The 24,726-nt window shown below is 59.6% G+C and carries 22 protein-coding genes; 11 read left to right on the top strand and 11 right to left on the bottom strand.

The features are described from left to right. Nucleotides 1–63: 63 nt before the first annotated feature. Nucleotides 64–1,731, bottom strand: coding sequence for an energy-dependent translational throttle protein EttA (ettA, locus tag I6L41_RS12420; protein WP_005338959.1), 1,668 nt, complete (start codon nt 1,729–1,731; stop codon nt 64–66). A gap of 242 nt (nt 1,732–1,973) precedes the next feature. On the opposite strand from ettA, the gene I6L41_RS12415 reads away from it, so the two are divergent. After that, entirely contained in the window at nt 1,974–2,549 is a 576-nt protein-coding gene (locus I6L41_RS12415) for a Crp/Fnr family transcriptional regulator (RefSeq protein ID WP_216959181.1), read from the top strand. Nucleotides 2,550–2,606: 57 nt separating this feature from the next. Further along, a complete protein-coding gene (locus I6L41_RS12410; protein ID WP_216959177.1) occupies nt 2,607–3,170 on the top strand; it encodes a YgjV family protein in 564 nt (187 codons plus the stop codon). 8 nt (nt 3,171–3,178) lie between these two features. Here the strand turns inward: I6L41_RS12410 and I6L41_RS12405 are convergent, their stop codons facing one another. The 5 genes from I6L41_RS12405 to I6L41_RS12385 all read right to left on the bottom strand — a co-directional run bounded on the left by I6L41_RS12405 (nt 3,179) and on the right by I6L41_RS12385 (nt 7,690). Further along, nucleotides 3,179–4,036 carry a lytic transglycosylase domain-containing protein gene (locus tag I6L41_RS12405; protein WP_216959174.1) on the bottom strand — a complete coding sequence of 286 codons (858 nt, stop codon included), beginning with the start codon at nt 4,034–4,036 and terminating at the stop codon, nt 3,179–3,181. Nucleotides 4,037–4,191: 155 nt separating this feature from the next. After that, nucleotides 4,192–4,380, bottom strand: coding sequence for a hypothetical protein (locus I6L41_RS12400; protein WP_042054915.1), 189 nt, complete (start codon nt 4,378–4,380; stop codon nt 4,192–4,194). Nucleotides 4,381–4,584: 204 nt separating this feature from the next. Continuing rightward, nucleotides 4,585–5,190 (bottom strand): DUF2076 domain-containing protein, encoded by a 606-nt coding sequence (locus I6L41_RS12395; protein WP_216959171.1) that lies wholly within the window; start codon nt 5,188–5,190, stop codon nt 4,585–4,587. A gap of 110 nt (nt 5,191–5,300) precedes the next feature. Continuing rightward, nucleotides 5,301–6,314 carry an NAD-dependent epimerase gene (locus tag I6L41_RS12390; protein WP_216959168.1) on the bottom strand — a complete coding sequence of 338 codons (1,014 nt, stop codon included), beginning with the start codon at nt 6,312–6,314 and terminating at the stop codon, nt 5,301–5,303. Continuing rightward, a complete protein-coding gene (locus tag I6L41_RS12385; protein ID WP_216963950.1) occupies nt 6,311–7,690 on the bottom strand; it encodes a UDP-glucose/GDP-mannose dehydrogenase family protein in 1,380 nt (459 codons plus the stop codon). Before I6L41_RS12385 ends, I6L41_RS12390 begins: the two co-directional genes overlap by 4 nt. Nucleotides 7,691–7,932: 242 nt before the next feature. On the opposite strand from I6L41_RS12385, the gene I6L41_RS12380 reads away from it, so the two are divergent. Beyond that, the gene (locus I6L41_RS12380) at nt 7,933–8,544 is read left to right on the top strand and encodes a YitT family protein (protein WP_005349421.1); all 612 of its coding nucleotides are present in this window, start codon (nt 7,933–7,935) and stop codon (nt 8,542–8,544) included. Between the two features lie 101 nt (nt 8,545–8,645). Here the strand turns inward: I6L41_RS12380 and I6L41_RS12375 are convergent, their stop codons facing one another. The 5 genes from I6L41_RS12375 to I6L41_RS12355 all read right to left on the bottom strand — a co-directional run bounded on the left by I6L41_RS12375 (nt 8,646) and on the right by I6L41_RS12355 (nt 14,802). Then, entirely contained in the window at nt 8,646–9,677 is a 1,032-nt protein-coding gene (locus tag I6L41_RS12375) for an ABC transporter ATP-binding protein (RefSeq protein WP_216959165.1), read from the bottom strand. Next, nucleotides 9,674–10,732: an ABC transporter ATP-binding protein gene (locus I6L41_RS12370; RefSeq protein ID WP_194496614.1), complete on the bottom strand. Its 1,059-nt coding sequence runs from the start codon at nt 10,730–10,732 to the stop codon at nt 9,674–9,676. Before I6L41_RS12370 ends, I6L41_RS12375 begins: the two co-directional genes overlap by 4 nt. 31 nt (nt 10,733–10,763) lie before the next feature. Beyond that, the gene (locus I6L41_RS12365; protein ID WP_216954947.1) at nt 10,764–12,581 is read right to left on the bottom strand and encodes an extracellular solute-binding protein; all 1,818 of its coding nucleotides are present in this window, start codon (nt 12,579–12,581) and stop codon (nt 10,764–10,766) included. Between the two features lie 149 nt (nt 12,582–12,730). After that, nucleotides 12,731–13,774 (bottom strand): ABC transporter permease, encoded by a 1,044-nt coding sequence (locus tag I6L41_RS12360; protein WP_216959161.1) that lies wholly within the window; start codon nt 13,772–13,774, stop codon nt 12,731–12,733. A 2-nt stretch (nt 13,775–13,776) separates the two neighbouring features. Next, on the bottom strand, nt 13,777–14,802 hold the full coding sequence (locus I6L41_RS12355; protein ID WP_031227629.1) for an ABC transporter permease subunit: 1,026 nt from the start codon (nt 14,800–14,802) through the stop codon (nt 13,777–13,779). Nucleotides 14,803–15,541: 739 nt separating this feature from the next. On the opposite strand from I6L41_RS12355, the gene I6L41_RS12350 reads away from it, so the two are divergent. The 8 genes from I6L41_RS12350 (at nt 15,542) to I6L41_RS12315 (ending at nt 24,690) form a co-directional block, all read left to right on the top strand. After that, on the top strand, nt 15,542–18,097 hold the full coding sequence (locus I6L41_RS12350) for a TonB-dependent receptor (RefSeq protein ID WP_151286952.1): 2,556 nt from the start codon (nt 15,542–15,544) through the stop codon (nt 18,095–18,097). Between the two features lie 108 nt (nt 18,098–18,205). Continuing rightward, nucleotides 18,206–18,970, top strand: a complete 765-nt coding sequence (locus I6L41_RS12345; protein WP_216959158.1) for a DUF3450 domain-containing protein — start codon at nt 18,206–18,208, stop codon at nt 18,968–18,970. Then, nucleotides 18,967–20,340 carry a MotA/TolQ/ExbB proton channel family protein gene (locus I6L41_RS12340; RefSeq protein ID WP_216959153.1) on the top strand — a complete coding sequence of 458 codons (1,374 nt, stop codon included), beginning with the start codon at nt 18,967–18,969 and terminating at the stop codon, nt 20,338–20,340. The genes I6L41_RS12345 and I6L41_RS12340 overlap by 4 nt, the downstream gene beginning before the upstream one ends. 10 nt (nt 20,341–20,350) lie before the next feature. Further along, nucleotides 20,351–20,878, top strand: a complete 528-nt coding sequence (locus I6L41_RS12335) for a MotA/TolQ/ExbB proton channel family protein (protein WP_005338936.1) — start codon at nt 20,351–20,353, stop codon at nt 20,876–20,878. Between the two features lie 67 nt (nt 20,879–20,945). Beyond that, nucleotides 20,946–21,353 carry a biopolymer transporter ExbD gene (locus I6L41_RS12330; protein WP_005338933.1) on the top strand — a complete coding sequence of 136 codons (408 nt, stop codon included), beginning with the start codon at nt 20,946–20,948 and terminating at the stop codon, nt 21,351–21,353. A 16-nt stretch (nt 21,354–21,369) separates the two neighbouring features. Beyond that, nucleotides 21,370–22,005 carry an energy transducer TonB gene (locus I6L41_RS12325; protein WP_158111965.1) on the top strand — a complete coding sequence of 212 codons (636 nt, stop codon included), beginning with the start codon at nt 21,370–21,372 and terminating at the stop codon, nt 22,003–22,005. Nucleotides 22,006–22,016: 11 nt separating this feature from the next. Then, entirely contained in the window at nt 22,017–23,258 is a 1,242-nt protein-coding gene (locus I6L41_RS12320; RefSeq protein ID WP_216959150.1) for a lipopolysaccharide assembly protein LapB, read from the top strand. A gap of 511 nt (nt 23,259–23,769) precedes the next feature. Continuing rightward, entirely contained in the window at nt 23,770–24,690 is a 921-nt protein-coding gene (locus I6L41_RS12315) for a L,D-transpeptidase family protein (protein ID WP_005338927.1), read from the top strand. Nucleotides 24,691–24,726: the final 36 nt, after the last annotated feature.

Raw genomic sequence — 24,726 nt, 5'->3', positions numbered from 1 at the left:
GCCGGAGCTCCCCTTGTGACGCTGGTCGCAGCTGCGATGGTACGGCTTGCGCCGACCGACCGCTTACTTGGCGATGCGCTTGTACTTGGCGCGGTGCGGCTGGATGGCCTCGGCGCCGTAGGTCTTCTTCTTCCACTCTTCGTATTCGGTAAAGTTACCTTCGAAGAACTCGATCTTGCCCTCATCCTGATAGTCGAGGATGTGAGTGGCGATACGGTCGAGGAACCAGCGGTCATGGGAGATGACCATGGCACAACCCGGGAACTCCAGCAGGGCGTTCTCGAGGGCGCGCAGGGTTTCGATATCCAGATCGTTGGTCGGTTCATCCAGCAGCAGCACGTTGCCGCCGGTCTGCAGCAGCTTGGCCAGGTGCAGACGACCGCGCTCACCACCGGAGAGCTCGCCAACCCGCTTCTGCTGGTCGGAACCCTTGAAGTTGAAGCGGCCGATATAGGCGCGGCTCGGGAACTCGTAGTTGCCGATGCGCAGGATATCCTGACCGTCAGCGACTTCCTCGAATACCGTCTTCTTGTCATCCATGCTGTCGCGGAACTGATCGACAGAGGCCAGCACCACGGTTTCACCCAGGGTGATGGCGCCGGAATCCGGCTGCTCCTGACCCGACATCATGCGGAACAGGGTCGACTTACCGGCACCGTTCGGGCCGATGATGCCGACGATGGCACCCTTCGGAATGGCAAACGACAGATCGTCGATCAGCACCCGATCACCATAGGATTTGCGCAGGTTGGCCACTTCCACCACCTTGTCGCCGAGGCGCGGTCCGGGCGGAATGAACAGCTCGTTGGTCTCGTTGCGCTTCTGGTAGTCGTTGGTGTTGAGCTCTTCGAAGCGAGCCATACGGGCCTTGGACTTGGCCTGACGCCCTTTCGGGTTTTGACGAACCCACTCCAGCTCTTTCTCGATGGACTTGCGACGGGCAGCTTCGGAACTTGCTTCCTGCGCCAGACGGGCGTCCTTTTGCTCCAGCCAGGAGGAGTAGTTGCCTTCCCACGGGATACCTTCGCCGCGGTCCAGCTCCAGGATCCAGCCCGCCACGTTGTCGAGGAAGTAACGGTCGTGGGTGATGGCCACTACAGTGCCTTCGTAGTCGTGCAGGAAGCGCTCCAGCCAGGCCACGGATTCCGCATCCAGGTGGTTGGTCGGTTCGTCCAGCAGCAGCATGTCCGGCTTTTCCAGCAGCAGACGGCAGAGTGCCACACGGCGGCGCTCACCACCGGAGAGGTGCTTGATCTTGGCATCCCAAGCCGGCAGGCGCAGGGCATCGGCCGCACGCTCCAGCTGGTTTTCCATGTTGTGGCCACCCTGGGCCTGGATGATGGCTTCCAGCTCGCCCTGTTCGCGGGCCAGCTTGTCAAAGTCGGCATCCGGGTCGGCGTAGGCCGCATAGACCTCGTCCAGACGGGCCATGGCGCGCTTCACTTCGCCAACGGCCTCTTCGACCGCTTCGCGTACGGTCTGCTCCGGCTCCAGCTTCGGCTCCTGTGGCAGGTAGCCGATCTTGATGCCGGGCTGTGGACGGGCTTCCCCTTCGATCTCGGTGTCGATGCCCGCCATGATGCGCAGCAGGGTCGATTTACCGGCGCCGTTCAGACCCAGCACGCCGATTTTGGCGCCCGGGAAGAAGCTCAAGGAGATGTTCTTGAGAATATGACGCTTGGGCGGCACTACCTTGCCGACCCGGTTCATGGTGTAAATAAATTGAGCCATTGGCTAATTCTCTTCCTTTTCAGCAGGTTAATGTCTTGGCATTAACAGACTGATGTCGTGGTGGGGCCAGGTCGACACAGGTCAACCGGGTTCCAAAAAACCCGTCGATTGTAAACCAACGGACGAGGGGGGGCAAAGGTGGCACCCGGCTATGTCCCCCCTTTGCCGCAGCGGTCACGCCTTGCTGCATCAGCCGTGCAATTTGGGCATGATGTGGGCTGCCGTTTTGTCCCGGAGCCGTCATGAACCCATCCTCTGAAGCCCCCTCGCTGGCCGCCTTTCTCTGCACTATGGGATTGGACGCCGCGCTGAGTGAAGCCATCAGCCTGCGCTTGCCACGGCAGACGCTGCGCGCCGGTCAGGCACTGTTGGCGCAAGGGGCAGAGCAGGAGGCGGCCTTCTATATCGAAGCGGGCATCGCTCGCGCCTGCCACTACACCCGGGACGGGCAGGAGCGCTGCAAGGAGTTCTACTTCGAAGGGGAGCTCTGCCTGCTCTATGACTGCTGGCTCACGGGGTCGCCCGCCCGCTACCAGCTGGAGGCGCTGACGGAGCTGCAGGTGGTGCGGATGCCGCTCACCCTGCTGGATGAGCCCGCCTGGCAGCCGGTCTGCATGGCCCTGTTGCGACAGCAGCTCGGTTACAAGGAGCGCAAGGAGGCGTTTTTGCTGCTCCATTCCCCCGAAGAGCGTTATCGGGAGCTCTGCCACACCTTCCCCCACTGGCCAGCACGCCTGACCCAAGTACAGCTCGCCAACTACATCGGCATCAGCCCGGTCACCCTGTCACGGATCCGCAAGCGCATTAACACGGGTTAATGCCGCTCTCCGGCCATCCCCTCATGCTGCGCCATCCAAATGACGGACGAGGGGTGGATGATGTCGCTGTTTCTGTGGTCGCAACTGGTGGTGAGCCTGGCCTTGTTGCTCGATCTGTTGTCGTTTCAGTTGCGGGATCGTCGCAGGATCCTGGCCTGTCTGGCCCTCTCCTGCGCCCTCAATGCCGGTCACTTTGCCCTGCTCGGGCAGTGGTCGGCCGCCTGCCTGTTGCTGCTGGCCAGCGTGCGCTTTCTGGTGAGTATCTGGCTGGTTCGCCGCATCTTGATGTGGTTTTTCATGGGGTTGGCCTGTGCGGCTGCGCTGGCGACCTATCAGGGCCTGCTCTCATTGGTCGGGCTACTGGCGAGCCTGCTGCAAACCCGGGCCGCGTTTTGCCCGGATGATCGCCAACTGCGGCGCTGGATGCTGCTCGGCACCCTCTGCTGGCTGGTCAACAACCTGCTGGTGGGCTCTCCGGTCGCTGCTCTGATGGAGGGGCTGTTTCTGGTCAGCAATCTGGTGGGTTACTACCGCCACTATGGCTTCGATTATTGGGGGCGTGGCCGCCACAGTGGCCGCAGAAAGGGGCGTGTGCCGCCTTCCGGTCGGGCGAGCTCCTGACCTCCCGCTCAGGGCTGCTTGTGGCCAGCGAAGTAGAGCACCCGTTTCACATACTCCTGCGTCTCGTCATAGGGTGGGATCCCGCCATAGCGTTCCACCGCTTTTTCCCCGGCATTGTAGGCTGCCGAGATCAGTACCCAGTCGCCATCGAAGCGGCGATCCAGCCATTTGAGATAACTGACGCCACCCTTGATGTTCTGGGCCGGATCGAATGGCCGGGTTACCCCGAACCGTTGCTGGGTTTCGGGGATCAGCTGCATCAGCCCTTGGGCATTCTTGGGGGAAACGGCACGGCTGTTGAGATTGGATTCGGCGATGGCAATCGCCAGTACCAGCCGGGCATCCACCTTATGGTGTTTGGCTGCGTGGCGCAGCATGGTGACCAGTTTTTGCTTGGCAGGAGGCTGGCGGGCAACCCAGGTGTCGACATTGAAGGGGGTGGAAGGGAGCCCGGCCAGATAGCCACCCTGACTGCCACGGATCCCGATGCCGCACTGATCACCCATGGGGGCATTGCCGATGCGAGCGTTGTAGTAGCGGGCAGCCTGTCGGTTACCCAGGCGCATTGCCATGGCGAGGTAGCTGTTGGCCAGCTTGGCGCTGCGCACCGAGGTGGGGCCGGTGGCGAGCAGGCGGCCGATCCGGAAATATCCCTCTGGGTTGCCGGTGCTGGCGGCGACACAGTAGAGGGCGATGGCTTTTTGCAGATTGCCGTGTTGCTGGGCCACTTGACCCTGCTTGATCGCCGTCAGCGCCTTGGGGGCCTGTCTGAAATCCCTGCCTTGTGCCATCGCGCGCGGCGTACCTGCCAGTAACAACGACAAAAAAAGCAGCAAAAACAGTCCGTTTTCGCTGATGTGCCTCATGGGTTATCTCCTGTTTGAGTACAGAAGATATAGAGGAACATGGCTGCTATCGCCACGAACCCAGTGGATCCTGTGGTTATAGCCGGTTGATTTCAGAGAGCAAAACGGTATGGAACTAACGGTATCTCGACAGTTTCACTCCATTTTTCATCCGGTTAGAAGTCGTGGTGATACTCCTGCTCATCCAGCACGGCAGGCGGAAGCGTGCGATAGAAACTGCCAATTTCGCTGACAACCCAGAGCGAAAGCAGGGCCAGCAGGCTGAGCAGGGGAAGCAGAGAGTGGCTCTGGGTCAGGGCATAGGCCGCAATGGCGGCACCGGTCAAAAGTAGGGTTCGGATCATGAGGTGGCTCCTTGTCGTCATGGGGGTGTTGCGTGGCCACGGACAGAGCGCCTGGGGTCGGGAGTTGTTCCCGGGTGGCACGAAGCGCGCTGAGTATATCGCGTCATGCCGCTGCCGATCCGTGGTGTCATCACACTTTCCATAGTCATGGGTTTCGTATCGAGTTGGGCCCCGCCAGATGCGGGGCCAGTAATGGTTTGACGGTCAGAAGAAACCGCCGTTGTTATCGTCACTGTCGGCCCAGCCGCTACTCTGGCTATCGTCGTCGAGAAAATTGCTGCCAGCATCGGGAGGTGAATCCCAGCCATTCCAGCTGACCGGCTCGGGGTCGACCGGGTTGGCAATGGGCGCTGGCTCTATGATGTCGATGATCTCCTCGGGCCGATTGTTGTGAAACAGTCCGCCGATCATATCGGCCAACATGACGCCACCGGCCACACCCGCGGCGGTTTGCAGGGCGCCCCCTAAAAAGGAGCTGGCACGGGATGCTGGCTGGGCAGGCGCGGTTGCCGGTGGCGGCGTAAAGCGCGGGGGCGGGCTACTTTCGCTACCAAACAAACCGGAGAGAAAACTGCCGCCACTTGGGGCGCTCTGGCTGGCTTCCAGCTCCTTGACCCGCTCGTTGAGGCGAGTAAGGGCAGCCTGCTGGATCAGCAGCGCCTGGGCCATGTAGTAGGGGGCATCGGGCTGCTGGGCCAGATGCTGGCGGATCAGCTGATCCGCTTGTTGGTCTCGCTTGCTATCCTTGGCTTGCGCTTGCTTGAGGCGGTCGAACAGTCCATCGATCAGACCCTGTTCCTGTGATTGCATCTCAAATCCTCGCTATGGTGCGCAGACAGTGCGTTCAGCCATCCTAAAACCCGCGGGGCATCAGTGGTATCTGATTAACTCATCAATGACCGAGGGGCTACCCGCGCTCGTCAGCGGGCGGGCCGGTAGTAGTCGAGATACCAGCGGACAAACTCGGCAACACCTTGTTTGAGGGGCGTAGCGGGGCGCAGGCCGGTGAGGGTGTGCAGCGGCTCGCTGTCAGCCCAGGTGGCGTGCATGTCGCCTGCCTGCATCGGCAGCATCCGCTTGATGGCGGGTTTGTCGAGGGCCTCCTCCAGCGCCTCGATCAAGTCGAGCAGCCGCACCGGCTGACCATGGCCGATGTTGAGGATGCGGTAGGGGGCGGCGCTCTCGGCCGCGCTCTGCTCGCTGGCGTGCCAATCGGGATTGGGGCGGGGCGGCTGGTCGGCCACGGCTAGGATCCCCGCGACTATGTCGTCGATAAAGGTGAAGTCGCGGCTGAGATCGCCGTTGTTATAGACATCGATAGGCTCACCCGCGAGGATGGCGCGAGTGAACTTGATGATGGCCATGTCGGGGCGACCCCAGGGGCCGTAGACGGTAAAGAAGCGCAACCCTGTGGTGGGCAGGCCATAGAGCGCCGAATAGGCGTGGGCCATCAGCTCGCCGCTCTTTTTGGTCGCAGCGTAGAGGGAGACCGGGTGATCCACCTGCTGCGCGGTGGAGTAGGGCATCTGATCCCCCATGCCATAGACCGAGCTGGAGGAGGCGTAGATGAGGTGCTGAATCCCGTGGTGACGACACCCCTCCAGCACCGTCAGCATGCCGGTGAGGTTACTGTCGGCATAGGCGAACGGATTGTCGATGGAGTAACGCACCCCCGCCTGCGCGCCCAGATGGATCACCCGCTCGAAACGGTGGCTGGCAAACAGGGTCGCCATCGCTTCACGATCCGCCAGATCCAGCCGCTCGAAGTGAAAATTTGGGAAACCGGCCAGTTGGGCTAGTCGCGCCTCTTTCAGACTCACCTCGTAGTAGTCGTTGAGGTTGTCGATCCCCACTACCTGATGGCCTGCGTTGCATAGCTGGCTGGCTACATGAAAACCGATAAAACCGGCGACGCCGGTGACCAGATAGATCATGGCTGGGTCTCCGGATTGCAGTTCGCATTGGCTGGCTGCTTTTTGGCTGGTAGATGTGGCCGCCCGATGGCGTGATAGTCAAACCCGATCTCGCTGAGCTGGCGCGGATCATAGAGGTTGCGGCCATCGATGATGACGGGCTGGTTGAGCAGGGCCTTTAGCTGCTGGAAATCGGGGGCGCGAAACGCCTGCCACTCGGTACAGATGAGCAGAGCATCGGCCCTTTCCAGTGCAGATTCCTGAGTCGGGCAGAGCAGCAGATCCGGCCGCTCGCCGTAAAGCTCATGGGCGCGCCCCATCGCTTTGGGATCAAAGGCCTGCACCCGGCCACCGGCAGCCCAGATGGTGGCCAGCAGCGGGCGGCTCGGCGCATCGCGCATGTCGTCGGTGCCAGGTTTGAACGCCAGCCCCCACAAGGCGAAGGTGTGGCCGCGCAGATCCGGGCCGAAGCGGGTCAGCAGGGTTTGCGCCATCTTCTGTTGCTGGCGCTGGTTGACCTGCTCGACCGCCGCTAAAAGCGGGGCGTCGCAGCCGACACTCGCCGCGGTATGGCGCAACGACTTTATATCCTTGGGGAAGCAGGAGCCGCCGTAGCCGCAGCCCGGGTAGATAAAGTGGTAACCGATGCGGGGATCGGCCCCCATCCCCTGGCGCACCGCCTCGATATCGGCCCCCAGTTGCTCGGCGAGGGCTGCCATCTCGTTCATAAAGGAGATCTTGGTGGCCAGCATGGCGTTGGCGGCGTACTTGGTGAGCTCGGCGCTGCGCAGATCCATCACCACGATCCGGTCGTGATTGCGGTTGAAGGGGGCGTAGAGGGCGCGCAACTGCTCAAGTGCCCGCTCACTGTCACAGCCGATGATGATGCGATCCGGCCGCATGCAGTCGTTGACCGCCGCTCCCTCCTTCAGAAACTCGGGATTGGCCGCCACCTCGCAGGTGAGGGGCAGCCCCCGCTCGGCCAACTGTAGCTCAATATGTTCCCTTACTTGTTGCGCCGTGCCGACCGGTACTGTGCTCTTGGTCACCACCAGCTTGGGGCTGCTCATCAGTCGGCCTATGGTGTCGGCCACCGCCAGCACATGTTGCAGATCGGCCGAGCCATCCTCGTCAGCCGGGGTGCCCACGGCGATCAGCAGCAGGTCGGCGTGTGCCACGCCAATGGCGGGATCGACCGTGAAGCTCAGGCGGCCGCTGGCCAGATGGCTCTCGACCAGCGTGGCCAGCCCCGGCTCATAGAAGGGGATCTGCCCCAGCCTGAGGGCGGCGATCCGCTCGTCATCCACATCCACGCAGCAGACCTGATGGCCCACCTCGGCCAGAACAGCGGCCTGCACCAGCCCGACATAGCCTGTGCCAAAAATGGTGACCTTCATGAAAAGTGCCTCGTGCTGTGAATGGGGGATGGCGCGCTTAAACCGCGGCATGCTGCATCTTGGTGCAGTAGGTGTCAATGCCAGATGACAGGCACCAGAATGGGGCGTTCAGCCTGACTGTTGTGATCCTTTTCACAAAAAATAGACTGGACCCCATAACGAAGCCCTGTGGACAGGGCTCGCAGCCCGCCCGCAACGGCAGGCGACAGACACTCTCTCTTTACTTCGCTTGGATACAGGTTATGGACAACACCTCGATTCGCACTGCCCATCCTATTTATGAGGATGTGCTCGCCCTGCTGACGGCGGCCGGCTTTGTTTCTCTCGGCATCTTTCTGTTTCATCAGGTTGGCCTGCTCACTGGCGGTACTGCCGGGCTGGCGCTGCTGCTGCAAAAGGTGACCGGTATTAGCTTCGGCCTGCTGTTTTTCGGCATCAACCTGCCCTTCTATGCGCTGGCATGGCTGCGGATGGGGCCACGTTTTACCTTCAACACCTTCGTCTCGGTGGCGGCGGTCTCCTACATGACCGATCACCTCAACGGGGTGTTGCAGATCGGCAAGATAGAGCCCCTCTATGCGGCGCTGATCGGTGGAACCCTGATCGGCATGGGTCTGCTCATTATGTTCCGTCACAAGTCGAGTCTGGGGGGCTTCAACATTCTGGCGCTCTTTATTCAGGATCGCTTTGGCATCCGGGCGGGCAAGCTGCAGATGGGGCTCGATTGCGCCATTGTTGTTGCCTCGTTTTTCGTGGTGCAGCCCTGGATCCTGGCGCTCTCCATCGTGGCGGCGGTTATCTGTAATCTGGTGTTGACACTCAACCACAAGCCCGGCCGTTACCAGATTGCCTGACAAGCTGCGGCAGTGGCTCGATATTGCAAGAGTGATCCGATAGCACAAGGCGGCCTGATGGCCGCCTCGTCTGTTTCTACCCTGGGGTTTGTTCGCTGCGCCTAGCTCGCCTGCTCCAGCCTGCTGTCGCCGCTCATGGCGTTGCCACTGATGGCGTGACTACCGACGGCGAGCGGGGTGTGACAGGCCACCTGATGATGGGACTCATCACACGCCTCAAGCCTTGGCGCCTTGCTTTTGCACAGCTCGGTCGCATGGGGGCAGCGCTGGTGGAAGTGGCAGCCGCTAGGCGGCGAGATGGGGGAGGGCACATCGCCGGTCAGCAGAATGCGCTGGCTGCGCCTGCGTGGATCCGGCACCGGAATGGCGGAGATTAGCGCCTGGGTATAGGGGTGGCGTGGCGCCAGATAGAGCGACTGGGCATCCGCCAGCTCGACGATCCGTCCCAGATACATCACCGCGATGCGATCCGAGATGTGTTTGACCACCGACAGATCGTGGGCGATGAAGATGATGGAGAGGTTCATCTCCCGTTGCAGGCTGAGCAGCAGGTTGACGATCTGCGACTGCACCGAGACATCGAGGGCCGAGACCGCCTCGTCGCACACCAGCAGCTTGGGCTTGAGGGCGATGGCGCGGGCGATGCCGATCCGCTGGCGCTGACCGCCGGAAAACTCGTGGGGGTAGCGATCCACCGAGCTGCCTGGCAGGCCCACTTTTGCCAGCAGCTCCTGCACCCAGGCGCGCCGCTGTTCGGTGTTGCCTTTACCGTGGATGATGAAGGGCTCCTCCAAAATCTGGCCCACAGTGTGGCGGCTGTTGAGAGATTCTGCAGGGTCCTGAAACACCATCTGCATCTCCTGACGCAGGGAGCGCATCTCCTTCGGGCTGAGGGCGGTGATATCGCGCCCCTCGAAGGTGATGGTACCCGCGGTCGGCTCGAACAGTTTGAGCAGGCTGCGCCCAAGGGTGGACTTGCCGCAGCCCGACTCACCCACCAGCCCCAGCGTCTCCCCCTGTTTCAGATCGAAGCTGATGCCATCCACCGCGTGAACCGTATATTGCTTGCGCAGGAACCCGCCTCCCAGCCGGAAATGCTGTTTCAGATCCCTGACCGATAACAGAGTGCTCATACGGTCAACTCCTTCCAGTAGTGACAGGCGACATGGTGGCGCGGATTGAGTTGCTCCACCGCCGGAATGGCGCTGATGCAGAGATCGGTTGCATGGGGGCAGCGGTTGGAGAAGCGGCAGCCAGCGGGCATCTCGTGCAGGGCTGGCACCTGTCCCTTGATGGTCTTGAGCAGGCTCTTGGGCTCATCCTCAAGGCGCGGGATTGAGCTCATCAAGCCGTGGGTATAGGGGTGACGGGGGTGGTCAAACAGTTCGAACACGTCGGCCTGCTCTACCGCCCGCCCGGCGTACATCACCACCACCTCGTCGCACAGCTCCGCCACTACCCCCAGATCGTGGGTAATAAAGATGATGGCCATCCCGGTCTGGGCCTGCAGCTCTTTCATCAATTCGAGGATCTGGGCCTGAATGGTGACATCCAGCGCCGTGGTCGGCTCGTCACAGATAAGCAGGTCTGGCTCGCAGGAGAGCGCCATGGCGATCATCACTCGCTGGCGCATGCCGCCGGAGAGGTTGTGGGGATAGACCGCAAAGCGCTGGGCCGGTTCCGGGATCCCCACCTTCTGCAGCATGGCGATGGCCGCAGCTTTGCGCTGGGCCTTGTCATACTCGGGGCGATGGAGGCGAAACACCTCCATCAGTTGCTCCCCCACCGTCTGCACCGGGTTGAGGGCCGTCATCGGCTCCTGAAAGATCATCGAGATGCGGTTGCCGCGCACCTTGTACATCTGATCCGGCGCAAGCGACAGCAGCTCCTCCCCCTGAAAGCGGATGGAACCGGCCACCACCTGACCGTGGGGCTTGGGCAAGAGCCCCATGATGGCGAGCGAGGTAACGCTTTTGCCACAGCCGGACTCACCGACGATCCCTAGTGTCTGACCCGGGGCTACCTTGAAGCTGACCCCGTCGAGGACCTTGATCTTGCCGTCATCGACGGCGAACTCCACCTCGAGATCGCGTACTTCGAGGATTGGGGCTGGGTGCTGGCCGCTATCAGCGGCGAACTCCCCCCCGTTATCCGATACGTCAAGAATGGGGGCCTGGGTGTTGGGCATAACGGCTGCTCCCTTCGCAATGGCCTGAATATCAATGACGTGCATAGGTCTTGTCGAGCAGGTTGATGGGCGCCAGCGCCTCCCCTGCCTCCTTGGCGTTGCGGGTCTCTTCCTTCACCTTGGGATCGAGCCAGAGCAGACCGCCACTACTGTGAGGATAACCGTCCATCGGCCAGTAGAGCAGATCCGGCGTGTTCTTGGTGGCAGGCACTTCCGGCAGCATCACATAACGCCAGCTGCTGGCCCGCACATAGTTGAGCTGCACCCCGGGCACGAAGATGGCGAGGTCATAGATGCGCTGCTGGATCTGCTGGGAGAGCTTGGCCCGCTTGGCCATGTCGAATTCGACGTTGTAGGCATCGATCAGCGCGTCGAGCTCCTTGTCAGCCACGTTGAACAGGTTGTTGGTCTGCGGTTTGTTGGCGTTGGCGGAGTGGAAAAACTCCCAATATTGCGGATAGAGACCGCCGCCGCCCCAACCGAGCCAGGCCGCTTCGTGTTTCTTCTCCAGCATTACCTTGAAACCGGTGGCGCCATCCACCAGATTGAGCTCCAGATCCAGACCCGCCTTCTTGGCCTCCTCTTTCAGCACGGTCAGGCGCTTGGAGTGCTCCTGACTGGTGTAGGTGAGCGCCAGCGTCAGCCGCTCCCCCTTCTCATTTTGCAGGATGCCGTCCGGCCCCGGCTTGTTGTAGCCGCCCTTGGCAAAGTACTCCCGCGCCTTGTCGATGTCATAAGCCCGCTGTGGCAGCGTGATGTCAGTGAACTCGCCAAAGCCCGAGTCGAAGGTGGTGGCTCTGTCGTAATCGCCGCGCAGCACGGTCTCGATCATCTTGTCTATGTTGAAGGCGTGCTGGATGCCGAGGCGCACGTTTACGTCCGCCAGCTTGGGGTTGGCCACATTGAGGTGAACCCCCTGACCGCCCTGTTTGGTATCGGTCATGGCCATCACCTTCTGCACGTAGCCTTTTTTGTACTCCGGGGTGACCGCTTTTTCATGCCACCAGTTGGGCAGGATCATCTCGAAGGTATCGATCTCCCCTTTCAGGAAGTGGCGGAAGGCGATGTTGTGGTCGCGGATCACCTGCACCTTGATGGTGTCGATGTTGAATCTGTGCTGGTTGTAGCGATCGTCTTTTGCCCACCAATCCTTCTGCTTGCTGAAGGTGACCGACTTGCCCTTCTTGACGTCGCTGATCACGTAGGGACCTGTGGTGGGCACCACGGCCCAGTTGTACTGCTTCACCCAGTTGGGGGTCAGCTTGTAGTAGTGCTTGGGCTGGGGCCACAGCTCGGTGGTGTTGAGCAGGTCCATCTTGGCCTTGCGGTTGCCCGCTTTGACCAGGATGGTGTGATCATCGATCTTCTCTACCGCTACCACTTCAGTGGTGTAGTAGTTGTTGAACCAGGGCCCCTTGATGTGTTTGGAGCGCATCATCTCGTAGCCGAAGGTGTAGTCATCGGCATTGACCGGCTTGCCATCCGACCATTTGGCGCGGGGATCCAGCTTGAAGTAGACGGTCTGGCTGTCTGGCGCGATGGCCCAGTGGGTCGCGAGCGAGGGGATGGGGTTGCCGGTATTGGGGTGGAAGCTGATGAGTCGCAACTGGTTATCGAGAATAAAGGAACGGAACGATCCGTTGGAGTCAGGCCCTACGGTGCGGAACGTCAGCGGAAAGCTCTCCACAAACATATTGAGGCTGCCGCCCGACAGCGCCTTGGGGGAGGCGAACACAGGATCCGTGTCGTTGGTCTCCCATTTGAGATCCGCGGGCAGGCTGGCCGCCCAGACCCAGGATCCGTTTACCAGCACAAAGAGAGCACCTATCCATTTGATTTTATTTTTCATGTTTGACTTCCAGGTCTGGCCCCTGCACTGGGGGTCTTGATTGATAACGGGATTATCCCTTGCTCCCGGGACCGCCGATGGCGGCGGCCCGTCCTTCATTTATCACTGTTCGTTATCCGGCGCCAGCCGATGCGCTGGCATCGGCTGGCTTATTGGTAACGGGTAAATTTGCGCGGATCGAACGCCTCGCGGATCGCCTCACCGATAAAGGAGACCATGATCAGCACCAGACTCACCGCGGCCACCACCGAGCTGACGATCCAGATGGCATCCAGATTGTTGATGCCCTGGGAGAGCAGCTCCCCCCAGCTCGGGGTCGGCGGTGCCAGCCCGAAGCCCAGATAGTCGAGGGCCGTCAGGGTGGAGATATTGCCCACCACGGCGAATGGCGCCAGGGTAACGATCATCATCAGGGTGTTGGGCAGGATGTGGTTGAAGATGATCCGCCCGGTGGTCGCCCCTTGCGCTCGCGCCGCCATCACATAGTCTCGCGCCCGCTCCTTGTAGGTGAGGGTGCGCATATACCAGGTGATCCCCATCCAGCCGAACAGCACGTTGATGGCGACAAACAGGCCGAAGTTGGGCTTGGCCAGCGACACCAGGATCATGATGACGTAGAGAAACGGCACCTGGGACCAGATCTCGATAAAGCGTTGCAGGATGAGATCAAAGCGGCCGCCGAGAAAGCCCATCAGACAGCCGATGGTGACCCCGATGGCGTAACTGGCCGCCAGCGCGATAAAGGCAAAGCCGATGGCGATGCGAAAGCCGTAAACAAGTCGCGCCAGCACATCGCGGCCGCTGGTGTCGGTGCCGAGGAAGTGGCGCTCGGCCGCGCTGGGGGCGTAAGGCGGGTAGGCATCCTCCTTGAAATCCTGCTCGTAGGGGTTCCAGGGCACCGGCGGCATCAGTACCCAGTCGCCCTGGCCCTCTGCGGCAAATTTGGCCTTGAGCTGGCGGTAGTTGGTTTCGTATTCGTAATCGAGCCCGAACTGCTGACCGGGGATCACATCGCCATAGGTGGGGAAGTGCAACTGGCCCTGATAGCTCACCATCAGTGCCCGGCTGTTGACCAGCAGCTCCGCCAGCAGGGAGAGCAGCACCAGGGTGGTGAAGATGATGAAGGAGTAGTAACCGCGCTTGATCGACTTGAAGCGCTTGAGTTTTTTCAAGGTAACCGGATTGAGCTTCATGGTCAGTCTCCAAACCGCACGCGGGGATCAACGAGGGCAACGCAGATATCGGAGACGATATTGCCTATCAGCATCAGCATGGAGGTGATGGCCAGAATGCCCATGACGGTGGGGTAATCCCGCTCGACGATCGCCTCGTAACCGAGCAGGCCGATGCCGTCGATGTTGAAGATGGTCTCGATGAGGAAGGATCCGCCAAAGAAAACGGTGAGCACAGACCCCAGGTGACTGGCGATGGGGATCAGGCTGTTGCGCATGGCGTGGTCGGTGACCGCCTTGCGAAATGGCAGTCCCTTGGCCACGGCGGTACGCACATAATCGGCCGACAGGTTCTCCATCAGGCTGTTTTTCATGGTCATGGTGAGGATGGCGAAATCGCCGATGGCGTAGGCGATAAGCGGCAGCAGGGCGTGGGCAAAGACAGTGCGGATCTGATCCCAGCTGCTCTCCATGTACTCAAAATCATCCCCCGGAAAACCGCCCATCGGCAGCCACTCCAGATGGAATGCGAAGACGGTGATGAGGAAGATCCCCACCACGTAGGCGGGCAGGGCATAGGCCATGTAGATAAGCATGGAGCTCAACGAGTCGAAGCGGCTGTTGTGCCTGAGCGCCTTCGCCACCCCCAGCGGAATGGAGACCGCATAGCTCAGCAGAAAGGTTGCCAGCCCGAAGAAGGCGGTGACCGGGAGCCGCTCCTTGATGAGATCCCACACCGGCTCGTAGTAGCGGGTTGATTCGCCCAGATCCAGCACCGCCAGCTTCTGCAGCCACTCCCAGTAGGCGACCAGCATCGGCTTGTCGAGGCCATAGAAGGCCTTGAGCTCCTCGATCTGTTCATCGGAGAGGGCCTGCGCCCCCTTGCTGCCGCTGGAGCGGCCAGATTCATTCTGGGAAACCTGGGCTTGCAGCAGCATGCGTTCGACCGGTCCGCCCGGCACGAAACGGGTGATGGTGAAGACGAGCAGGGTGATACCGAGAAACGTCGGGATGATCAAAAGCATCCGGCGTAGGAAATACGACAGCATGGTGGAACCTCGTCCTTGTTGTTCTTTTTTGCGGCCAGTCAAATCCGGTGACGGGCCTGTCCTTCCTGGCATTACGCGCTGGATTGGTTGCCAAACAGCAGACAATCCGCTTGGCCACTGTAAAAGCTCTGCAACAAAAATCAAGTACAAGGAAATGGAAAACTGGGACAAATGACCCGCTGAGACCAAAAGTACCGAAAAATGACGTTTTTTATCTGAAAAGTGAAAATCAAAACAAAACGCTACTGCTCAACATTATTTTAAAAAATATAAACAGCTGTTTGTTTGAGCCTTAGGTGTTTTTAACTTGTTGATTGCTAATGCTTTTGTTTGTGGTGTGAAATTGAAGGAAAACGATGTCATCTCGACGATCTTATCTGTTATCCCCATTAGAACGGTCAGGTGAAACCCTCATGAAGTTAGTGTTTTATTCTTATTAAGGCCGATAAATCAAAATAAGATATAAACGGACAGCACGTTAACTAATAAGTTCATCAAATTTTAATTCAGCGCCACTTACCTCATTTAACAATGTTTTTACATTGCGTTGGTTGTTTTTGGCAGAATTATTCACTAATTATGTCGGTCAAAATTAATACACTCCGCTTATTCTACGCCTGACCTCGCCACCCCCCTGCTCCATTGACGTCGCTAGTCAAAGATTGATAAGCCTTACACATCGCTCCAAAGAGGGCGGTATCAGGAAGCAAACAATAAACAACCAGGAAGGATATAAGCGATGCTTAGGAAGAGCAGAATCTCTGCTGCGATTGCGTTCGCCTTGGCGAGCCTTGCAGCGGCCCCATCCGTATCTGCCGAAGAAGGGCAGAACGTCGAAAAACTGCAGAAAATCAAAGTCACTGGCTCCCGTATCTCCCGTGTTGATGTTGAGGGGGCGACTCCGGTCGTCTCTGTCAGCAAGGCCCAAATTGAACAGTCTGGTCAGCAGACTGTGGCTGATTATCTGAAACAGGCCTCCTACAACTCCTTCGGTGGTTTCTCCCCATCCTCCGGTAGTTCTGCCCAGTCACAAGCCACAGTAGGGCTGCGTGGCCTTGGTGAAGATCGCACGCTGGTGCTGCTTAATGGCAAGCGTATCGCTGGTTCTCCCTCTATGGGTGGCACTGCCATCAACCTCAATACCATCCCCATGGCGGCGGTTGAGCGGGTGGAAGTGAACCTGGATGGTGGCTCCGCACTCTATGGCTCTGATGCCATCGGCGGCGTTATCAACGTGATCCTCAAAGAGGGTTTTGAAGGTTTGTCATTCCAGGGGCGCGTCGGTTCACCGACCGAAGAGGGGGGTGACGAGCAGAGTGGTTCCATCGTTAGCGGCATCTCGGGTGAGAAAGGCTCCCTGATGATGGTCTACGAGCACGATGTGAAAGACGAGATCTATTACAAGGATCGCGACTATCTGGCGAAAGAGGGGGCAACTGCTCCGAGTCTCTATGGCCGCAATATCAAGGGAGTGGATGCCACTACCGGCAAGACGGTTACCCGTACCCTGAATGGGGTTGACTGTGAAGGTACCGGCACCGGTTTCGTCACCAAGGGCACGGCTTGCCGCTTCGACTTTGCTCAAGTCGCTGCCAAGACTGCCTCTCGTACCCGCGACACCGTCTACCTCAACGGTCGCTACCATATCAACGACAATGTGGATTTCGTGCCACAGATGATAGGTTCTCGCGTCACCAGTTTTGGTCGTTTCGCGCCAGCTGCCGGTGCCTTCACCGTGGATGGTTCCACCCCTGAAAGCGCAGCAGTGCTGTCTGCCAACAACTTCAGCACCGCCAAGGCTGCGACCGTTTACTACCGCTTTAACAACGTCGGTCCCCGTGACAACGATGTGACTGACTTGACCGGTACCCTGAACCTGGGTTTTGAAGGGGTGGTGCCGACCGAAGCCGTAGGCGATCTGGAATGGAATGCCGGTTACATGTATTCCAAAACAGATAACCAGAGCACCGGCAATGGTTATGTCTTGGCACCTGCCGTGGAAACTCAGGTCAATACCGGCAAGTTTGTTAATGGCAGCTTCTCTGATGCTGCGACCAAGGATCTCTCCTATACCACCAGCCGCAATTCCAAGATGGACTTCTTCCAGTGGTACGGCGGTGTAGGTTGGGATATGGGCGAACTGCCCGCTGGCCCGGTCAGCTGGTATCTTGGGGCCGAGTATAACGATTGGGTTTACTCCGATACCTATGACAGCCAGTCCGAAGCGGGTAACGTACTGGGTTCATCCGGCAACTCCGGTGGTGGTGTGCGCGATGTGTTCGCCACCTATATCGAGAGTCTGATCCCCATCACCGAGCAGATCGAGCTGAACCTGGCGGGTCGTTATGACAAGTACAGCGATTTTGGTAGCGCCTTCTCGCCCAAAGCGAGTCTGCGTTATCAACCGCTCGACCAGCTGATGTTCCGTACCTCCTGGTCCCAGTCTTTCCGCGCGCCGGGTCTGAACGATCTCTATGCGGCGGATGCCCAGTCAGCGGACTTTGCCAAGGACTATGTCTACTGCCAGGCCAATGGCATTGCCAACTGTTCCGAAGCGCAGTACGAGACAACACGTCAATCCAACAAGAACCTGAAGGAAGAGACGGCTGACACCTTTACCATCGGTGCTGCTTACAACCCGCTGGACAACCTGAACCTGTCGCTCGATTACTACTACATCAAGATTGATGACGTGATCCAGCTGGCTACCACCCAGACCCAGTTCTATCAGGAGCTCAATACCGGCAGCAACCCGAACGTCATCCGTGATGCCAACGGCGATGTAGAGAAGGTCTATGCCGGCATGGTCAACCTGGGGCAGCTCAAGACCAGTGGTATCGACTTCAAGGCGGATTACAAGTACGACTTCAACTCCTTCACCCTGCGTTACGACTTTGGCAGCAGCTACATCCTGAAATATGAGGAAGGTCTGTTTGCTGGTGGCCCAATGGTCGACAAGAAGGGCTGGAATGGCAAACCCGACTTCCGCTTCAACTCCGGGATCGGTGCCAACTTCCCGCAGCTGTGGAATCTGGATACCTACCTGAGCACCAACTATATCGACTCCCAGAGCCAGGACTATGTGGATGACAAGGAAGAGGGCCATATTGCTTCCAACACCATCTGGAACCTGAACGTCGCGGTCGATACCAGCTGGAATGCCAAGATCCAGACCGGCGTGAAGAACATGTTCAACCGCGGGCCTTCCCTGTCCAACGATGGTTTCACTTACGATGAATACCTCTACGGCATCGACGGTCGCGTCTACTACATCGACTACACCCAGAAGTTCTAATCAACCCTGTTGATATACAACCTCAGCCGGCCCGGTCGGGCCGGCTGTGCCCAACGTCCAAGGAAGTTACGGAGATAGGGTAATCCTATGAAGACAAGGACCATTACAATGAAGAAAGCGCTCCTTGGCAGCCTGGTTTCGGCCGCCTTGTTGACCAGCTTCAATCTGAGTGCCGCCACTGCCGGTCAGGCCGTGGACGCTCAAGCCGCCATCGACAACGCATCCAAAGTTTCCCAGCAGAAGATCGACAGCTATGCCGAATCTGCCGAATCCGCATTGGCCCAGTACAAGGCCGCCCTGCGTCAGGTCGACAGTCTGCGCACCTACAACGAGCAGGTGAGCAAGATGGTCGAGTCCCAGAGCGCCGAGCTGGCGTCGATGCAAAAGCAGATCGCCCAGATCGACCAGACCAGCACCGAAGTGGTGCCGCTGATGCTCAAGATGATCGACTCCCTCGAGCAGTTTGTGTCACTGGATCTGCCGTTCCAGAAGGTCGAGCGCGAGGACCGCGTGGCGGCTCTGACCGACCTGATGAACCGGGCCGATGTCACCATTTCCGAGAAATACCGCAAGATCCTGGAAGCCTACCAGATCGAGGAGGGCTTCAGCCGCACCATCGAGGCCTACAAGGCGAGCCTGGACAAGGATGGCAGCGAGAAGACCTACGAGTTCCTGCGCGTTGGCCGTATCGCACTGCTCTACCAGTCCCCGGATGGTCAGGAGACCGGCATGTGGAACAAGCAGACCCGCCAGTGGGAAGAATTGCCTCAGGAGTATCGCAGTGCGGTTGAACAGGGCCTTCGCATCGCCAAGAAGCAGGCGCCTCCCGCGCTGATCAAGCTGCCGGTTCAAACTGCGGAGAAAGCATCATGAAAGGAATCAAACTTGCTATTGCCTCCCTGATTGCGGGAGCAACCCTGGTCACCCTGCCGGTGACCGCCGCCGAAAAACCGGTGGATCTCAATGCGCTGCTGAACCAGGTCAAGGCCTCCAGCCTGAGCGAATCCCAACTCAACAAGGAGCGGGAAGCCCGCTTCCTGGCTGACAAGAACGAGCAGGGGGCGCTGCTGGCCAAGGCCAAGGCCGAGCTGGCTGCCGAAACCGCCAAGGGCGAGCAGCTCAAGGCGACCTTTGATGCCAACGACAAGCAACTGACCGAGCTGACTGAAACCCTGCGCCAGCGTTCCGGCAACATGGGCGAGATGTTTGGTGTGCTGCGTCAGTTTGCCGGGGAGTTCAAGGGGATCTTCAACGCCTCCGCCCGTCGGGTCGAGCATCCAGAACAGACCGCGCTGCTAACCCGTCTGGCCGAGAGTAAAGAGCTCCCCTCCAGCGACGATCTGGAAGCGTTCTGGACCACCACCCTCAGCCGCATGGTGGACGGTGGCAAGGTGAGCCAGATCCCGGCGACCGTGGTCTACGGCGAAGGCAACCAGGCCGAGAAGACGGTCACCCAGATCGGTGAGTTCAACACTGTCTCCGAAGGCAAGTACCTCACCTTCGTGCCGGAGACCGGCAAGTTCGAGCAGCTCTCCCGTCAACCGGAGAAGAGCGTGCTGGCTCCCATCGCCGAGTTTGAACAGGGCGGTGACGGGGTCAAACCCATCTTTATCGACCCGTCTCGCGGCGTGATCCTCTCCCTGCTGGTGCAGTCACCGACTCTCAAGGAGCGTATCGATCAGGGTGGTGAAGTGGGTTACGTCATCATGGTGCTCGGCGTGCTCGGCACCCTGCTGGCCATCTTCTGCGGTATCCGTCTGTCGCTGATCGGCTCGTCCATGCGCAAGCAGTTGAAATCCGATCAGATCATCAAGGGCAACCCCATTGGTGACATGCTGGGGGCCTACCAGAGTCATCGCGGTGACAACATCGAGGATCTGGAGTCCAAGCTCGACGAGATCATCCTGCGCAACGTGCCCAAGTTCGAGAAGGGCATCAGCATCATCAAGCTGATCGCTTCCGTCGCGCCGCTGCTGGGGCTGCTCGGCACCGTAGTGGGGATGATCGCCACCTTCCAGGCCATCACATTGTTCGGCACTGGCGATCCCAAGCTGATGGCGGGCGGTATCTCCGAGGCGCTGGTGACCACCATGCAGGGTCTGGTCGTTGCGGTGCCCATGCTGTTCCTCTACACCATTGTGCAGACCCAGAGCCGTCGTCTGATCCAGGTGCTGGAAGAGCAGAGCGCCGGTTTCGTCGCCCGTTATCAGGAACGTCTGCACGCCTCCAAAGCCGCAGCGTAAGGAGTCACCCATGTGGTTCTGGTTGATTGAAGAAGTCGAGTCGGTCCGCCGGTTTTTGGGATTGGGGGGCGATGTACTGGTCGCCCTGTTCTTCCTGACCCTGATGATGTGGGCCCTGTTGCTGGAGCGCTGGTTCTACTTCATGGCGGTCTACCCCAAGCAGGTGAAACAGACCAAGGCCACCTGGCTGGCCCGCACCGATCATCTCTCCTGGTCTGCCAAGCAGATCCGGCGCGAGCTGGTCTCACGAGTTGCCATGGCGGTGGACAAGGGGATGCCGGTCATCAAGGTGCTGATCGCTCTCTGCCCGTTGATGGGGCTGCTTGGGACCGTGGTGGGGATGGTGCAGGTGTTTGACACTTTGGCCATCACCGGCACCGGTTCGCCGCGGGCGATGGCATCGGGGATCTCCAAGGCAACGGTACCGACCATGGCGGGCATGATCGCCGCCCTTTCCGGCCTGTTTTTTGTCAACCAGCTCGATCACAAGGCCAAACTGGCGGTGCAAAAGCTGGAAGACAACCTGAAACACGGTTGATGCAGGATGCATACCCCCGGCGAGGCATGGCCTGCCGGGGGCACAGAACAAGCAAGGAGTTTCTGCTATGAGAAAACGTTACAGCGACAGCGGTGCTGACGAGGCGGCTATCGATTTGACCCCCATGCTGGACATAGTGTTCATCATGCTGATCTTCTTCATCGTCACCACCTCCTTCGTCAAGGAGTCCGGTGTCGAGATCAACCGTCCCAGTGCCAGCACGGCCGAGACGGTGAAGAAGGGCAATATCATGGTCGCGGTGCGCGAAAACGGTCAGGTCTGGGTCGACAAGCGGGTGGTCGAGGTGGGGGCGGTACGCGCCAACATCGAGCGGTTGCGGGCCGAAAACCCGGAGAGCGCCGTGGTGATCCAGGCCGATAACGAATCCCGTTCCGGTCTGGTGGTGCAGGTCATGGATCAGATCCGCATGGCCGGTGTCCAGAACATCTCCATCGCGGCAGACAAGAGCAGCTGATGCCGGAGAGAGACCTATGAGATACCTGATATCGTTGGCGGTCTCCTGTGTGGTGGTGTTCTTTCTGTTTCTGGGAATGAACAAGCTGATCACACCGGATCACCGGGAGCTGGTGGAGAAGGATGACGTCACCATGACCGATTTCATCCGCCTCAAGCCCCAGGAGACCCTGCAAGAGAAACAGCGGGAGCTGCCCAAACCGCCGCCGCCCAAGCGTCCGCCACCGCCTCCCGAGATGGAAGTGGCCAGCACGGATCGGCCGAAGATGGAGAGCTCTCCCATGGACATGCCCAAGCTCGACATCCCGGTCAACATCGGTGGTGGCAACGCGCTGGGGGCTTACAGCACCGGCGGCGGTGGTGGCGGAGTCGGTGGCAACAACGGTGCCATTCCGCTGGCAACCTTCGAGCCCATGATGCCCCGAAAGGCGGCACTGGCGGGGCTGGCCTCCGGCAAGGTGCTGGTGGAGTTCACCGTCACCGAGCGCGGCACCGTCAGCAACGTGCGGATTGTCAAGGAAGAGCCGCGCAGTTATGACCTCGGCAAAGAGGCGCGCAAAACCATCGCCAAGTGGACGTTCAAACCGGCCATGGTAGATGGCAAGCCGCAGGCGAGCCGGATGCAGCAAGAAATCGAGTTTGCGGTCAACTAAGGAAGGTGGCGATGAACAAGTTACACAAGATGATCCTCGCCCCGGTCGCCATGGCGGTGCTGCTTAGCACCGCCAGTTGGGCCGCCGAGCAGCCGACCCTGTCGGATCGGGCCTATCGGGCGGTCAACAAGGCGCAGGAGCTGATCACTGAGAAGAAATACGGCGAGGCCAATGCCAAGCTGCAAGATGCCCTCTCCGGCGCGGGTGAGCGGGTCTACGACAAGGGGGTCATATTGCAGACCCTCGGTTTCGTGGCCGCCCAGCAGGAGAAATACGGTCAGGCGACCAAGTACTTTGCCGATGCCATCGCGACAGGCGGCTTGCCGCCACCGGTGGCCCAGCAGGTGCGCTACAACCTGGCCCAGCTCTATATGGCTGAGGGCAATTACCAGGGGTCGATCAAGACCATGAAGGAGTGGTTTGCCAACCAGGGCAAGGATGACAAGCCCAACTCCCATGCCTATATCACGCTGGCCAACGCCCACGTGCAGCTCAAGCAGTACCGTGACGCGATCCCGGCGGTGGATCAGGCGATCAAGCTGTCGGCAGGTAAAGCGCCGGAGTCCTGGTATCTGCTGAAGATGGGCGCTCACTACGAGCTGAAACAGTACAAACCGGCGACCGAGGTACTGACCTCTCTGGTTAACATGTTCCCGGAGAAGAAGAAGTACTGGACCCAGCTGTCGGCCATGCATATGCAGGCAGGCAACGATGCCAAGGCGCTGGCGGCGCTGGAGTCGGCCTACAACCTCGGCATGTTGACCGAGGCCGCCGAGCTGCAGCGCCTCGCCAACTACCTCGCCTACACCGGCATTCCCCATCGCGCCGCACGGGTGATGGAGAAGGGGATGAAGGATGGGGTGATTGAGCAGAGCGCCAGCAACTATAAGACCCTGGCCAACTACTGGCATCAGGCCAAGGAGCTGGATCCGGCCATCGACACCCTGGCCAAATCCTACCAGCTGGCCCCGAGCGCCGAATTGCAGCTGAAAATGGCGCGCATGATGATCCAGAGCAAGCGCTATCAGGATCTGGTGGCGCTGGCCGCCAAACCGGCCGCCAATGCCAATGGTGAACAGCGTGCGGATCTCAAGTTCCTGACCGGGGTCGCCTATTTTGAGCAACAAAAGCCGAAGGAGGCCCTCAACGCCTTCACCCAGGCGGCTCAGAATGGCAACGTCAGTGGTCGGGCATCTCCGTGGATCAGCTTCCTCAAAGAGCAGAGTGGCACCGGAGAGGCTGCCGTCCAGTAATTCCAATGACAACTACCTGTAGTCCCTTTTATGGTTGCCTGGTGGCTCCATTAACCGCTCTTCGGAGCGGTTTTTTTATGGTGGCTGCCAGCACCGGCGGGTAGCCGACGCACGGTTTTATCCCTCTTCATGCCAATAAAGAGCCTCCCTCGACATTGGTCTATCTCTCCCGATGTGACAAACGTTTTAGCTAGGGCTGCAACCGTGACACAAGGTGGCGCTGCGCTGTGTTTGACGGGGGCTTGGGTGGCTCGCTGACTGGCGGGCAGTGCCATTCATCTTTCACTTTGCTGCGACTTGCCTGTGTGGCTTTTGCCCTGTTGATAAGCGTCACACCGAAAACGGCTACTTTTAACAAGAAAAGCAACATATGGAAGTTGAAATTTTGGCCGACTCAGGAAAGAATGCGCGCTCGGTTATTGGCGTCGTGGGGCAGGTTGACCCGCCACCGGCAGACCGAGGATGAGACGGCCCCCGGCCCATTTGGTACAGGAAACCACACAGGAATTTTATGAATCCCCTTCGCACTGCCGCTTCGGCCCTTTTATGCACTTTTGCGCTGGTCAGCCAGCAGGCTGCCGCCGTCGAGTACCGTCTGCCTGCGGCCAACAGCCGCCTGATCGGTGAAAATCAGGAATACGTGGTGCCTGCGGACAACCGTCCGCTGGAGCAGATCGCTGCTGACTTCCAGCTGGGTCTGACCAACATCATGGAAGCCAACCCGGGCGTTGATCCCTATCTGCCGAAAGCGGGTAGCACACTGATCATCCCCCACCAGCTGATCCTGCCCAACGCGCCCCGCGAAGGGATCGTCATCAACGTTGCCGAGATGCGTCTCTACTACTATCCGAAAGGGAAGAACGTGGTGGAAGTACTGCCCATCGGCATCGGTCAACTGGGGGTAAACACCCCGGAGAACTGGATCACCAAGGTAGAGCGCAAGCGCGCCAACCCGACCTGGACCCCGACCGAGAACATCCGTCGCCGCTATGCCGCCCAGGGCAAGACTCTGCCGGCAGTATGGCCAGCCGGTCCGGATAACCCCATGGGTCTGCACGCCCTCTACATCGGTAACCTCTATGCCATCCACGGCACCAACGCCACCTTCGGTATCGGTCTGCGGGTGAGCAGCGGTTGCGTCCGTCTGCGCGCTGACGACATCAAGTATCTGTTCGACAACGTGCCGGTCGGCACCCGCGTCCAGTTCGTCAACCAGCCGGTCAAGACCACGGTCGAGCCGGATGGCGGTCGCTACATGGAAGTACACGAGCCGCTGTCGCGCACCGAGGAGGAGTTCAACTCCACCGCCTCCGTGCCGCTCCCGATGACACCGGCTATCACCCGCTTCATCGCTCACGCCGAGTCTGACTCCAACGTGGTCAAGCAGGTGCTGGAACAGCGTACCGGTATGCCGACCCGCCTCAATCCCTGATTGAGCAAGTTGGCGGTGCCGCGCGCACTGACTGAA

The sequence above is a fragment of the Aeromonas sp. FDAARGOS 1411 genome (assembly GCF_019047125.1).
GTDB classification, from domain to species: domain Bacteria; phylum Pseudomonadota; class Gammaproteobacteria; order Enterobacterales; family Aeromonadaceae; genus Aeromonas; species Aeromonas veronii.
Note: the sequence above shows the minus strand (reverse complement) of the source record. Positions and strands in the feature narration are given on the sequence as shown.